This is a genomic window from Paracoccus sediminicola, assembly GCF_027912835.1.
GTDB classification, from domain to species: domain Bacteria; phylum Pseudomonadota; class Alphaproteobacteria; order Rhodobacterales; family Rhodobacteraceae; genus Paracoccus; species Paracoccus sediminicola.
Genome location: NZ_CP115768.1, coordinates 2319875 through 2332984, shown reverse-complemented (window position 1 = coordinate 2332984; position 13110 = coordinate 2319875). Strand labels below are relative to the sequence as shown.

The following is a 13110-nucleotide window of genomic DNA, read 5'->3' as shown; positions in this document are numbered from 1 at the left end:
TCCCCAGCATGTGAGACGCATCGGGGATCGCGGTTGACCCCGGATCGCAGGTTGGTGCGGGAGATTGCTGTCATGTAAAGGCCGGGCCGAATATGGCCCGGCCTCTGGGTCGATGGATTAACCCAGCACTTCTTGGATCGCGCCCCTGGTTGCCTCGACAATCTGGTCGGCCTCGTCCCGCGACAGGCAAAGCGGCGGGGCAAAGCCCAGAATATCGCCCTGCGGCATGGCGCGAGAGATCACGCCGCGCTTCGCCATTGCGCCGACGACCTTGGCGCCACGGCCTTCCGAGGCTGGGAAGAATTCGCGCTTTTCCTTGTCGGCCACCAGCTCGACCGCGCAGAGCATGCCTTCGCCGCGCACCTCTCCGACATGGGCATGACCGCCCACCGCATCGGCCATCGCCTTGTTCAGATAGGCCCCCACATCGCCCGCATTCTGCACCAGCCCAAGCTCGTCAATCAGCTTGAGATTGGCGATCCCGGCCGCGGCCCCGATGGGATGGGCGGAATAGGTCCAGCCGTGGCCCAACACGCCGAATTCGTCATTGCCCTTCATCAGCACATCCCACATGCGCTGCCCGACAAGCGTGGCCGAGAGCGGCGCATAGGCCGAGGTCAGCCCCTTGGCGCAGGTGATCAGATCCGGCTTCAGCCCGTAGTGATCCGAACCGAACATGGTCCCCAGCCGCCCGAAGCCGGTCACGACCTCATCGACGATCAGCAGGATATCGTGCTTTTTCAGTACCTTATGGATCGCGTCCCAATAGCCTTCCGGCGGCGGCACGATGCCACCCGTGCCCAGAACCGGCTCGCCGATGAAGGCGGCGATGGTGTCGGCGCCTTCTGCTTCGATCAGCTCTTCGAGCTTCTGCACGCAATGGGCGGTGAAATCGGCCTCGGACATGGCGGCGTCGGGGCGGCGGAAGTAATAGGGCGCCTCGGTATGGATCACCTGTGCCAGCGGCAGGTCGAATTTCTTGTGGAACAGCTCCAGCCCGGTCAGCGAGCCGGTGACCAGCCCCGAGCCGTGATAGCCGCGCCAGCGGCTGATGATCTTCTTCTTCTCGGGCCGGCCGAGGATATTGTTGTAATACCAGACCAGCTTGACGTTGGTTTCGTTCGCGTCAGATCCGCCAAGCCCGAAATAGACCCGCGCCATGCCTTCCGGCGCGCGGTCCATGACCATTTTCGAGAGCGTGATATTGGCTTCCGACCCATGACCCGCATAGGCGTGGTAATAGGCCAGCTCATGCGCCTGCTTGGCAATGGCCTCGCTGATCTCCGTCCGGCCATAGCCGACATTGACGCAGTACAGCCCGGCAAACCCGTCCAGCAGCCGGTTGCCGTCGCGGTCGGTGATGAAGACGCCTTCGCCGCCGGTCACGATGCGCTGCGCGGCCTCGCCCCGCGCGAATTGCGCGAGATGGGTCGAGGGGTGCATGAAATTCTCGCGGTCCCATTTGGCGAGTTCGTCATTGGTCAGCATGTTGGATTCCTTTTTAATCTCTATTCACAGTGAGCATTCGGCGCGGCAGAGGGCAAGTGTCAGACCGCGGGCTGACGCTTCCGGCATCTATTCAAGGCGTTTTATGGTGCACCCCCGCTGAACCTCTGTTCGGCGCGGATCGGCAAAGAAACGTCCGCCCTGGGGGCGGTCGGACGCTGGCCCGGCGGGGCTGCGCCCCTTGATTCCGAGCCGGGTACGACGCACAGGCATCATCCCCAATCACGGCAGACATATTTGATCTCCGTGAAAGCTTCGAGCCCTTGCCGTGCACCCTCACGCCCGATGCCGGATTGTTTCATCCCACCGAACGGGATCGGCGCACCGGTCACCTTGGTGCGGTTCACCGCGACCATGCCGTATTGCAGCGCCCGCGTGGCGCGATAGATGCGGCGCGGGTCGAGGCTGTGGACATAGGCCACCAGCCCGTATTCGCTGTCATTGGCACGGGCATAGACCTCTTCCTCGCTGTCGAAGGGCGTCAGCGCCGCGACCGGGCCGAAGGTTTCCTCGCGCATGATCGCCGCATCATCGGGCACATCGGCCAGCACCGTCGGTTTGAAGAACAGCGGACCGAGGCTGTCGTCAACCTCACCGCCGGTCAGCAGCCTCGCGCCTTTTTTCACCGCATCCGCGACATGCGCCTTCTGCTTCTCGATCTGGCGATCATGGATCAGAGGGCCGATATCGGGATCATCCATGCCGCGCCCAAGGCTCAGCGTCTCGACGGCGCTGGTGAAGCGCGTGCAGAATTCGTCGTAGATATCGCGATGGATGTAAAAGCGGTTCGCGCCCAGGCAATCCTGTCCCGAAGTGGCGAATTTTGCCTTGATCCCCTCGGCCACCGCGCGGTCCAGATCGGCGCGCTGAAAGACGATGAACGGCGCATGACCGCCCAGCTCCATCACCAGCCGCTTCACCGTATCGGCGGATTGACGGTAGAGCAGCCGCCCCACCTCGGTCGAGCCGGTGAAGGACAGCGCCCGCACCCGTTTGTCGGCGGTCCACTCGCCGACGATGGTCGCGGCGTCGCCGATCACGGTGTTATAGACCCCATCCGGGAAGCCGGCCCGCCGCGCCAGAACCGAAAGCGCCAGCGCGGATAGCGGCGTCTCGGCAGAGGGATGCACCACCACCGTGCAGCCCGCCCCCAACGCCGCCGCCGCCTTGCGGGTGATCATCGCGCAGGGGAAATTCCACGGCGTGATAAGCGCGGCAACGCCGACAGGTTCGCGCCAAAGCTCCATCTCGGCGTCGGGCAGGTGGCTGGTCACGCCTTCGATATTCGGGCGCAGCGCTTCCTCGGCATAGAACTGCACGAAGCTGGCGGCATAATTGATTTCTCCGCGTGCCTCGCTGATCGGCTTGCCCTGTTCTGCGACCATGATCGTGGCGAGATCCTCTTTCGCGGCAAGGATCAGATCATACCAGCGATGCAGGATCCCTGCGCGGTCCTGGGGTAGCATGGCGGCCCAGCCGTAAAAAGCCTTCTGCGCGGCGTCTACTGCGGCACGAGCGCCGACCGCGTCGCTCATCGTGACCTTCGCGATGACCTCGCCGCTGGCGGGGTCGCGCACCGCAAGACGGCCCTCTCCGGCGAAATCTCCCGTGGTCGAGAGCAATTCGGGATCGTTAAGACTGCGGGCCAGCTCGGTCTTGGGGTCGTCCAGCATCATGCGCCTCCTTGTTGAGCGCATGATGAGCCGAAGCCGGCAGGGGAATTCACCGAAGTTCTGGTCGCAGGCAGAGGAATTCTCTTTTCCGGCCTAGTCGCGGAGAGGATTTCTTTCTTCCCTGCCCATCATCACGGGGTGAGCATCGCCGAGGCGGGTGGTTCGTTCTTTACCGGCTTGGTCACGATATAGCTGTAATAGCGCCGCACCCCGGCGCGGCTTTCCAAGAGCCCGTCCATGAGCTCCTGAAACGCTGCCACATCCGCGGCGACCACCTGCATCAGATAATCATAACCGCCGCCGATGGCCCAGCATCCGGTGATCTCGGACATGGCTGCGATGGTCCGTTCAAAGATCTGGAAGCTCTCGGCGCGGTGGCTGTCAAGCTCGAGCGTGACGAAGACCTGCACATGGGGGCCGAGCGCCGCCAGGTCGATCTCGGCACGATAGCCGCGGATCAGGCCGGATTTCTCCAGCCGCTTCATCCGCTCCCAGCAGGGGGTGGGCGACAGATTCACTTTCGCGGCAAGATCGGTTTTCGCAATACGTCCCTCGCGCGAGAGGGTCGCGAGAATAGCAATATCACGGTCATCCAGGCGAGGCGCGGTCATGATCCGCTTGTTCCGCCGCCGCCGTACTTTGTCAATCTGTGGCGAATGATGCGAAGCCAACGAATCAGCGGGACTCCTACCGATCCGTCGCGCGGGACGCGGTTCACGCCAACAGATCGCCGCGATCCGGTGATGCGGCGCTTCGGTCGTTCCGAAGGCGCGATTGAGGTCGCGCAGAGCGCCGACATGACCGCGACGAAATGGCGTTTGCGCCGCTCATAGCGGGATTTGGGCGCATCGGTCCGATCCGTCACGCCTCATCTTCATCGCAAAAAGCGAGCCATGCGGCCGCGTGTAAGACACGGCGCCATGCGAGAATCGGAACCATCGCGGCGGGCGGGTCGTTTGACACTCATCGGGCGACTTGCAATGGTTTGCCTTGGAAACAGACAGGAATTCCGCCGCCGCCGGTCTTTCGTCGGCGGCGAAGCCGGTTCGCAAGGGGCCGGTCGAAACAACCAGAAACGGAGGCCGGATCGCGGTATCGCGACATGGCCCGCCACAGGAGGTAACATGACCTATAAGACGCTTACAGCTGCCAGCATCACCGCTTTGATGGTCGGCTCCGGCATGGCTCAGGCCGATACCTGGCGCTATGCGTTTGAAGAAGCGCTCGATGAGGTTCAGGGCGTCTACGCCCAGAAGTTCAAGGAAGAGGTCGAGGCGAATTCCGACCATACGGTCGAGCTTTTCCCCTTCGGCACGCTCGGCGAGTCGGCAGACACGATGGAGCAGGCCCAGTCGGGCATCCTGCAATTCGTCGACCAGTCGCCGGGCTTCACCGGCGCTCTGATCCCCGAAGCTCAGGTCTTTTTCGTGCCGTATCTGCTGCCCGAAGATCAGGACGCGCTGTTCAGCTTCTTCCGCAATTCCAAGACCATCAAGGAACTGTTCCCGCCGCTCTATGCCGAGCAGGGGCTGGAGCTGCTGACCATGTTCCCCGAAGGCGAGGTCATGATGACCACGCAGGAGCCGGTGACCGGCCCCGCCGACCTGAACGAGGTCAAGTTCCGGGTGATGACCAACCCGCTGATCGTGGAAAGCTATCAGGCGTTTGGCGCGACCCCGACGCCGCTGCCCTGGGGTGAGGTTTATGGTGCGATGCAGACCGGCATCATCCAGGGTCAGGAAAACCCGGCCTTCTTCATCGAGTCGACGAAGATGTATGAGGTCAGCGAGCACATCACCCGCGCCGGCCATAACAACTTCACCACCGCGGTCATGGCCAATAAGGAATTCTATGACGGGCTCTCGGACGAGGATAAGGAAGTTGTTCAGAACGCCACGCAGGTGGCCTTCGACTATATTCTCGAATATCAGGACGGTCTGACCGAGGAATCGCTTGAGAAGATCAAGGAAGCGAAGCCCGAGATGACCATCACCGAACTGTCCGAGGAAGAGCGCCAGCCCTTCCGCGACACGGCTGCCTCGGTGGAAGAGCAGTTCCTGGAGATCGGCGGCGACCAGGCGCAGGAAATCCTCGACCAGATGAAGGCGGACCTCGAAGCGGCTGCCGCTGATGCCGGAGGCGAGAGCGCCGACAGCGGTGAATCTGCCGAAGCCGACATGGCCGAGGGCGACGCTGCTGAAGGCGATAGCGGTGAGGCCAGCCCGGAGGCGAATGCCGCCGCCGAGGGCAATGCCGAAGCTGCGGAGGGTGATGCTGCCGAAGGCGAGATGCCGGAAGCCAACGCCGCCGAGGGCGACTCCGCTGAAGGAGATGACGCGATGGCAGCGGATACCGCCACGGATGCCGAGGCAGAGGCCGGTGCTGACGCGGATGCGGATGCGGATGCGTCTGACGAAATGGATGCGGAAGCCGATGCCGACGCTGAAATGGATGCCGACGCCGACGGCGAAGAAACCGAAACCGCCCCGGCCAACTGAGGCGGCTCGCATAGCGACTGATCCGGCCGGCGGTCCCTCTGCCGGCCGGATTTGCAGATAAAGACCAAACTCAGCGCGAGGGACCAGCGGCATGACGCTTGACGACAAGCACGCACCGAAGCCCGATCCAGATGTTCTTGCCGCCGCCGAAGTCGCCTCCGTTGACGACGATATCGACGATTCCAAATATGTGTCCGGCCTGCCCGGCTTTCTGGGCGTCATCGATGTTGCCATTGCCCGGATCGAGGCGGTGCTGTTGGCGCTCGGCGTGCTGGCCATGGCGATCAACACGATGGCCAATGTCGTCGGCCGCCTGATCGGACGCACCATTTTCTTTAGCGAAGAGCTGAATCAGGCGCTTATCATCCTGATCACCTTTGCCGGGATCTCTTATGCGGCGCGGCACGGTCGGCACATCCGCATGTCGGCATTCTTCGATGCCATGCCGTTCCGTCCCCGCAAGCTGCTGATGATCTTCATCGCGGCTGTGACGGCGGCGATGATGTTCCTGCTGACCTGGTATTCCTTTAGCTACGTGCTGGAACAGGCCTCGCGCGGGCGGGTCCTTCCCGCGATGCAGATCCCGCAATGGTGGATCATCGTCTGGGCGCCGCTCGGTTTCCTGCTGACCGGCATCCAGTACACGCTCGCGGCGATCAAGAACCTGATCGACAAGGATATCTGGCTGTCGACGAGCACTGTTGAAGGCTATGATGACAGCGCGGAAGAGGAGGTCTGAGCCATGACCTGGGCCATTTTCGGGACCATGATCGTCCTTCTGCTGCTGGGTTTCCCGATGATGATCCCGCTGCTGGCGGGTTCGCTGATCGGCTTTGTCGCGCTATTCGGAGGTTTCGGGCAGCTCGACACGATGGTGCAGCAGGTGCTGGCCGGGATTCGTCCCGCAAGCCTCATCGCGGTGCCGATGTTCATCTTTGCCGCCGATATCATGACGCGCGGCCAGTCGGCGACACGGCTGATCGACCTGGTTATGTCCTTTGTCGGACATTTCCGCGGCGGTCTGGCGATCTCGACCGCCGGAGCCTGCACCATGTTCGGTGCGGTCTCGGGTTCCACACAGGCAACGGTGGTTGCGGTCGGCGGGCCGCTGCGTCCGCGGATGCTGAAGGCGGGCTATAATGACAGCTTCGTGCTGGCTCTGATCGTCAATTCCTCCGACATCGCCTTCCTGATTCCGCCGTCGATCGGGATGATCATCTACGGTGTCGTGTCCGGCACCTCGATTTCCGAACTGTTCATTGCCGGGATCGGGCCGGGCCTGCTGATCCTGTTCCTGTTCTCGGTCTATTGCTACTTCTACGCGCGCCGGAACAACGTCCCGACCGAGCCGAAATCGACATGGGCGGAGCGTGGCACGGCGATCCGACGCGCGCTCTGGCCGCTCGGCTTCCCGGCGATCATCATTGGCGGCATCTATGGCGGCATCCTGTCCCCGACCGAGGCGGCGGCGGCCTGCGTGCTTTATGCGCTGATTCTGGAGATGATCGTGTTCCGCGAGATGAACCTGACCCAGCTCTATGCCACGGCAAAATCGACCGGGCTGATCACCGCCGTGGTGTTCATCCTTGTGGGGGCAGGTGCGGCGTTTTCCTATGTCATCAGCTTCGCGCAGATCCCGCAGCAGATCCTCGCCGGGATCGGGATCGACCAGATGGGGCAATATGGCGTGCTGTTCACGATCTCGATCGCGTTCTTCGTCGGCTGCATGTTCGTCGATCCGATCGTGGTCATCCTGATCCTCGTCCCGATCTTCGCGCCTGTGGTGGCCGATGTGGGTCTGGACCCGGTGCTTGTCGGTACGATCATCACGCTCCAGGTCGCCATCGGTTCGGCCACGCCGCCCTTCGGCTGCGACATTTTCACCGCCATCGCGGTGTTCAAGCGGCCCTATACCGAGGTGGTCAAGGGCACGCCGCCCTTCATCATCATGCTGCTGAGCGTCGCGGTGCTGCTGATCTTCTTCCCGCAGATCGCGTTGTTCTTGCGTGATCTGGCATTCCCGGATTAAGGCTCGGCCATGTTTACGAAGATCCTTGTTCCCTATGACGGCTCGAAGGGCGCGCAGCGTGCGCTCGATCGCGCGACCGAGATGGCGAAGCTCTGCGATGCGCAGCTCATCGTGCTGACCGTCTATCGCCACCATTCGATGCTGGAGGCGTCGCTGTCGATGGTGCGCGGCTCGGTCGAGCGTGGCGGCAATCTGGACAATGAGATGCGCGAGGCCGCGCGAGAGGCGGCGGATTACGCCAAGCGGCGCGCCAAAGAGGCCGGGCATGAAAAGGTCTCGGCCTTTATCAAGGCCGGCCAGCCGGCGCGCACCATCATCGCGACCTGCAAGGAAAAGGAGTGCGACCTGATCGTCGTCGGCTCACGCGGGCTCGGCGCGACCGAGGGCTATTTGCTGGGCTCGGTCAGCCACAAGGTGACCGGGCTCGCGAATTGCCCGGTTCTCGTCGTCTGAGCGCAGGCCGCCCGTCCATGTGGCGCGACCCTCACCACCATCGCTTTGGGCTGATTGCCCTGTCCACCGACATGACGGTCGAGGCGGATGCCGCGCGGCTGTTGCCCGAAAACTGCCGGCTTCATGTGACGCGCATCGCGTTCGACAACCCGACCACGCGTGAAAACCTTCTGAAGACCGGCCCCCGGCTGCGCGCCGCCGCCGACCTGCTGGTTCCGGAGGTCGAGCTGGACGGAATCGGCTTTGCCTGCACCTCGGCCTCGGCCGTGCTCGGAGATGCGGTGCATGAGGCGATCGGGCATCGCGGGAGGTTGGCCACTCCGGGGGGCGCGGCCATCCGCGGCTTTGCGGCGCTCGGGGTCGGACGCGTGGCGCTCATGACGCCTTATCTCGCCGCGACGGCTGATCTGGTCGGCGATCATTTCGAGGCGCATGGGCTGGAGGTGGTGCGCCGACATTCGATGGGGTTCGAGGACGACCGCGACATGGCGCTGCTGCCTGCGGACCGGATCATCGAATTCGCGCTCGCCGCCGATGACCGCCGGGCCGAGGCGCTGTTCATGTCCTGCACGGCGCTGCCTGCCGTCGCGGTGATCGACGAGATCGAGGACAGGCTTGGCAAGCCGGTCATCAGCGCGAACCTCGCCCTGTTCTGGGCCATGCTTGACGCCGCCCGGATCCCGGCAGAGGGGCCCGGGCGGTTGTTCGGGACGCGGACATGGTGAACCCCCGCGAGGTCGTGCCCGACGATGTTTACGCCGCAGCCGAGCGTATCCGGGACATGGTACGGCTCACCCCGTTTCGTGCCTCTCCCAGCCTGACGCGGCTGGCGGGCGGGCCGGTCTGGCTGAAATGCGAACATCGTCAGGAAACCGGCGCTTTCAAGCTTCGCGGCGCCTCCAATGCGGCGGCGCGGCTTGGCGATGTGGCGGGCGTCACCACGGCCTCGACCGGCAATCACGGCCGCGCGCTTGCTCATGCCGCGCGACATCTGGGTCTGCCGGCGGTGATCTGTGTCTCGAAACTGGTGCCGCAGAATAAGCTGGACGCGATCACCGCGCTCGGAGCCGAGGCGCGCGTGGTCGGGGTATCGCAGGACGAAGCATTTCACGAGGCGCGACGCCTGCGCCGGGAAGAAGGCTTTGCGCTGATTCCGCCCTTCGACCATCCCGATGTCATCGCCGGGCAGGGCACGCTGGGGCTCGAGATCATCGACCAGGTCCCCGATGCCGCCGCCATCGCGGTGCCGCTGTCGGGCGGGGGATTGCTGGCCGGGGTTGCGCTCGCGGCGAAATCGCTGCGCCCGGATATCCGCATCATCGGCATCAGCATGGAACGGGGCGCGGCAATGGCGGCCAGCCTCAAGGCCGGGCACCCTGTCGAGGTCGAGGAGCTGGAAACGCTCGCCGACAGTCTCGGCGGCGGGATCGGGCTGGAGAACCGCTACAGCTTCCGCATGGTTCGTGACCTCATGGACGAGCTGATCTTGCTGAGCGAAGATGAAATCGCTTCCGGCATCCGCCATCTTGCGCTTGAGGATCACGAAAAGGTCGAGGGCGCGGCGGCTGTCGGGGCAGGCGCGGTGCTGGCGGGCAAGCTGCGCAGCGAAGGCCCTCTGGTGCTGATCCTGTCGGGCGAAAATATCGATCCGGCTCGCCACGCCGCCATTGTCAGAGGTGAGAAATGAGCGAGATCCGCATCCTGCAGGAGGACGAGCTTCGGTCGCGCGTGACGCTGGACGCCGAAGCGATCGCGGTGGTCGAACGGGCCTTCGCGCGGCTGGCCGAGGGCGGTGTCGAGATGCCGCCGGTGCTGTCCATGCATCTGCCGGAGGTGAATGGCGAGGTGGATGTCAAAACGGCCTATGTGCCGGGGCTGCCCGGTTTTGCGGTCAAGATCTCGCCCGGGTTTTTCGACAACCCTGCCAAGGGACTGCCCTCGACCTCCGGGCTGATGGTGGTGCTGTCCTCGGAAACCGGGCGGGTTCAGGCGGTGCTTCTCGATAACGGCTATCTCACCGATCTGCGCACGGCGGCCGCCGGCGGCGTGGCCGCGAAGCATCTTGCGCGGGAGGATGCCAGCCGCGCTGCCATCTTCGGTGCGGGGTTGCAGGCGCGGATGCAGTTGCAGGCGCTTCGGCTTGTGCGCCCGATCTCCGAGGCGGTGATCTGGGCGCGCGATCCGGCGAAGGCGCAGGCTCTTGCCGCTGCGATGACTGGTGAAGGGCTGGCGGTCCGTGCCGAGGCCGATCCCGAGGCGGCAGCCTCATGGGCCGATATCATCGTCACAACAACCCCCGCCAGCCAGCCCATCCTCAAGGCGGAATGGCTGCGGCCCGGCCAGCATGTCACGGCGATGGGCAGCGATCAGGACGGCAAGAACGAGCTGGACCCGCTTTGCCTCGACCGCGCCGATCTTTATGTCGCCGATCGGGTCAGCCAGACTCAGTCGCTCGGTGAATTGCAGGCCGCGCTCAGCGCCGGGATCATCGCGGATACGACCGAAATTCCCGAGCTCGGCCAGATCATCAACGGCCAGCACCGCGGCCGCATCGCGCCCGATCAGATCACCATCGCCGACCTGACAGGGACCGGCGTGCAGGACACCGCCATCGCAACCCACGCGCTGAATGCGCTATCGAAAGATCGCTGAATGCCTGAACTGCAAAGGACGCCGGAACGGTTCTCGACCGCCGAATATGAACGCCGCCTGCGCCAGACGCGCGAAAGCATGGAGAAGCTCGGGCTGGACCTGCTGATCGTCAGCGATCCGTCCAATATGGCCTGGCTGACCGGCTATGACGGGTGGTCCTTCTATGTGCATCAATGTGTGATCGTCGGCCCGACCGGCCAGCCGATCTGGTTCGGGCGTGGTCAGGACGCCAACGGCGCGCTGCGCACCGTCTGGATGAGCGACGATCACATCATCGGCTATCCCGATTACTATGTGCAGTCGGTGGAACGGCACCCGATGGACTATCTCTGGGCGACGTTGGCCGACAAGGGCTGGCATCGCGGCTTCATCGGCGTCGAGATGGATAATTACTGGTATTCGGCCAAGGCCCATGCCCGGCTGAGCTATGGCCTGCCCGAGGCGGAGATCCTCGATGCGACCGGGCTGGTGAACTGGCAACGCGCGGTCAAATCCGACGAAGAGCTATCCTATATGCGCAAGGCGGCCCGGCTGGTCGAAAGGATGCATCGCCGCATCGCCGACAAGGTCGAGGTCGGGATGCGAAAATGCGATCTCGTCGCCGAGATCTACGATGCCGGGCTGCGCTATGACGAATGGGAGGGGCATGGCGGAGACTATCCGGCCATCGTGCCGCTGCTGCCGTCCGGGCCGGATGCCGCCGCGCCGCATCTGACCTGGGACGACATGCCGATGAAGAAGGATGAGGGCACGTTCTTCGAGATCGCCGGCTGCTATCAGCGCTATCACTGCCCGCTTTCGCGCACGATCTTTCTCGGCACTCCGCCAAAGGCAATGCTGGAGGCGGAAAAGGCGGTGCTCGAGGGCATGGATGCCGGGCTCGACGCCGCTCGCGCGGGCAATAGCTGCGAAGACATCGCGGCAGCGTTCTTCACCGTGCTGGACCGCTACGGCATCGTGAAGGACAACCGCACCGGCTATCCGATCGGCCTGTCCTACCCGCCGGACTGGGGCGAGCGCACCATGTCCCTGCGCCGCGGCGACCGGACCGAGTTGAAACCGGGTATGACCTTCCACTTCATGACCGGGTTGTGGATGGAGGATTGGGGCTATGAGACGACCGAGTCGCTCATCATCACCGACGGCGAACCCGAGCTGTTCTGCTCGCTGCCCCGCCGGATGCTGGTGAAGTCATGACCGCGAACCCGATCCGCCCGACGATTTCGCTCGACGCGCAGGGCAAGGCGCACGGCTTTTTGCGCCTGCCCTATAGCCGCAATGACAGCGCCTGGGGCAGTGTGATGATCCCGCTGACGGTGATCGGCAATGGCGAGGGTCCGACGGCGCTGCTGACCGGCGGCAATCACGGCGATGAATATGAGGGCCCCATCGCGCTGCAACAGCTCGCATGGGAGATCGAGCCCGAGCAGGTTTCGGGCCGGATCATCATCGTGCCTTATATGAACTATCCCGCCTTCCGCGCCGGAACGCGGGTCAGCCCGCTGGATGGTGTCAACCTGAACCGCGCTTTTCCGGGCAGGCCCGACGGCTCGGTCAGCCAGAAGATCGCCCATTATTTCAGCGAGACGCTTGTGCCGCTGGCGGATGTGGTTCTGGATTATCATTCGGGCGGCAAGACGCTGGATTTCCTCCCCTACGCGGCGGCACATTATCTGGATGACAAGGACCAGCAGAGAAAATGTGTCGAAGCCGTCAAAGCCTTCGGCGCGCCCTACAGCATGATGATGCTGGAGATCGACGCGGTCGGCATGTTCGACACCACCGTCGAGGAAAAGGGGAAGGTGTTCGTTACCACCGAACTCGGCGGTGGCGGGACGGCTACGGCCCGCTCGGCGGAGATTGCCGTTCGCGGCGCGAGAAATCTGCTGCGCCATGCCGGTATCCTCTCCGGCGAGGTCGAGACATCGAAGAGCGTCATGCTGGACATGCCCGGCGACGACTGTTTCCACTTTGCCGAACGTGACGGGCTGATGCACCCGCTGGCGGATCTTGGCGAGACGGTCCGCGCGGGTCAGCCCATCGCGCAAATCTGGCCTGCCGACCGCAGCGGCAGCGCGCCGATCCAGATTGCCGCGAACCGCGACGGCATCCTTGCCGCGCGGCATTTTCCGGGACTCGTCCAGATGGGCGACTGCCTCACGGTGATCGCCGTTGCGTGATGTCCCCGCCACGAATTGCTGCGACAGAACGACGCGATAGGACAGAAATCCTGACCAACGCGGCGTCCGATTAACCCTTCGTTAAGCTATCTTAGCCAAGAGCGCTGGCCTGAGCCGCG

The 13110-nt window shown here is 63.8% G+C and carries 11 protein-coding genes and 1 pseudogene; 9 read left to right on the top strand and 3 right to left on the bottom strand.

Annotated elements, in window-relative coordinates; genetic code table 11:
• Positions 1-117: 117 nt before the first annotated feature.
• From PAF18_RS11485 to PAF18_RS11475, 3 genes are all read right to left on the bottom strand, one after another.
• A complete protein-coding gene (locus tag PAF18_RS11485) occupies positions 118-1488 on the bottom strand; it encodes an aspartate aminotransferase family protein (protein ID WP_271115854.1) in 1371 nt (456 codons plus the stop codon).
• 230 nt (positions 1489-1718) lie between these two features.
• The gene (locus PAF18_RS11480) at positions 1719-3179 is read right to left on the bottom strand and encodes an NAD-dependent succinate-semialdehyde dehydrogenase (RefSeq protein WP_271115853.1); all 1461 of its coding nucleotides are present in this window, start codon (positions 3177-3179) and stop codon (positions 1719-1721) included.
• A gap of 131 nt (positions 3180-3310) precedes the next feature.
• Positions 3311-3790, bottom strand: coding sequence for an Lrp/AsnC family transcriptional regulator (locus PAF18_RS11475; protein WP_271115852.1), 480 nt, complete (start codon positions 3788-3790; stop codon positions 3311-3313).
• A 513-nt stretch (positions 3791-4303) separates the two neighbouring features.
• Between PAF18_RS11475 and PAF18_RS11470 the strand changes: the two are divergent.
• From PAF18_RS11470 to doeB, 9 genes and pseudogenes are all read left to right on the top strand, one after another.
• Positions 4304-5305: pseudogene (locus PAF18_RS11470) on the top strand (TRAP transporter substrate-binding protein); the annotation flags it as partial.
• 463 nt (positions 5306-5768) lie between these two features.
• On the top strand, positions 5769-6416 hold the full coding sequence (locus PAF18_RS11465; protein WP_271115851.1) for a TRAP transporter small permease: 648 nt from the start codon (positions 5769-5771) through the stop codon (positions 6414-6416).
• Positions 6417-6419: 3 nt separating this feature from the next.
• Positions 6420-7706, top strand: coding sequence for a TRAP transporter large permease (locus PAF18_RS11460; protein WP_271115850.1), 1287 nt, complete (start codon positions 6420-6422; stop codon positions 7704-7706).
• A gap of 9 nt (positions 7707-7715) precedes the next feature.
• On the top strand, positions 7716-8159 hold the full coding sequence (locus tag PAF18_RS11455; protein WP_271115849.1) for a universal stress protein: 444 nt from the start codon (positions 7716-7718) through the stop codon (positions 8157-8159).
• 17 nt (positions 8160-8176) lie between these two features.
• The gene (locus PAF18_RS11450; protein ID WP_271115848.1) at positions 8177-8884 is read left to right on the top strand and encodes a maleate cis-trans isomerase family protein; all 708 of its coding nucleotides are present in this window, start codon (positions 8177-8179) and stop codon (positions 8882-8884) included.
• Positions 8878-9846 carry a hydroxyectoine utilization dehydratase EutB gene (eutB, locus tag PAF18_RS11445; RefSeq protein WP_271115847.1) on the top strand — a complete coding sequence of 323 codons (969 nt, stop codon included), beginning with the start codon at positions 8878-8880 and terminating at the stop codon, positions 9844-9846. Before PAF18_RS11450 ends, eutB begins: the two co-directional genes overlap by 7 nt.
• On the top strand, positions 9843-10811 hold the full coding sequence (locus PAF18_RS11440) for a cyclodeaminase (RefSeq protein WP_271115846.1): 969 nt from the start codon (positions 9843-9845) through the stop codon (positions 10809-10811). Before eutB ends, PAF18_RS11440 begins: the two co-directional genes overlap by 4 nt.
• Positions 10812-12008, top strand: coding sequence for an ectoine hydrolase DoeA (doeA, locus tag PAF18_RS11435; RefSeq protein ID WP_271115845.1), 1197 nt, complete (start codon positions 10812-10814; stop codon positions 12006-12008). It abuts the gene before it with no gap.
• Positions 12005-12991, top strand: coding sequence for a N(2)-acetyl-L-2,4-diaminobutanoate deacetylase DoeB (gene doeB, locus PAF18_RS11430; protein ID WP_271115844.1), 987 nt, complete (start codon positions 12005-12007; stop codon positions 12989-12991). The genes doeA and doeB overlap by 4 nt, the downstream gene beginning before the upstream one ends.
• Positions 12992-13110: the final 119 nt, after the last annotated feature.

What these genes read in the sequence shown, in the direction of transcription:
- PAF18_RS11485 (WP_271115854.1), bottom strand. Translation starts at nt 1,488, where the DNA reads ATGCTGACCAATGACGAACTCGCCAAATGGGACCGCGAGAATTTCATG.
- PAF18_RS11480 (WP_271115853.1), bottom strand. Translation starts at nt 3,179, where the DNA reads ATGCTGGACGACCCCAAGACCGAGCTGGCCCGCAGTCTTAACGATCCC.
- PAF18_RS11475 (WP_271115852.1), bottom strand. Translation starts at nt 3,790, where the DNA reads ATGACCGCGCCTCGCCTGGATGACCGTGATATTGCTATTCTCGCGACC.
- PAF18_RS11465 (WP_271115851.1), top strand. Translation starts at nt 5,769, where the DNA reads ATGACGCTTGACGACAAGCACGCACCGAAGCCCGATCCAGATGTTCTT.
- PAF18_RS11460 (WP_271115850.1), top strand. Translation starts at nt 6,420, where the DNA reads ATGACCTGGGCCATTTTCGGGACCATGATCGTCCTTCTGCTGCTGGGT.
- PAF18_RS11455 (WP_271115849.1), top strand. Translation starts at nt 7,716, where the DNA reads ATGTTTACGAAGATCCTTGTTCCCTATGACGGCTCGAAGGGCGCGCAG.
- PAF18_RS11450 (WP_271115848.1), top strand. Translation starts at nt 8,177, where the DNA reads ATGTGGCGCGACCCTCACCACCATCGCTTTGGGCTGATTGCCCTGTCC.
- eutB (WP_271115847.1), top strand. Translation starts at nt 8,878, where the DNA reads ATGGTGAACCCCCGCGAGGTCGTGCCCGACGATGTTTACGCCGCAGCC.
- PAF18_RS11440 (WP_271115846.1), top strand. Translation starts at nt 9,843, where the DNA reads ATGAGCGAGATCCGCATCCTGCAGGAGGACGAGCTTCGGTCGCGCGTG.
- doeA (WP_271115845.1), top strand. Translation starts at nt 10,812, where the DNA reads ATGCCTGAACTGCAAAGGACGCCGGAACGGTTCTCGACCGCCGAATAT.
- doeB (WP_271115844.1), top strand. Translation starts at nt 12,005, where the DNA reads ATGACCGCGAACCCGATCCGCCCGACGATTTCGCTCGACGCGCAGGGC.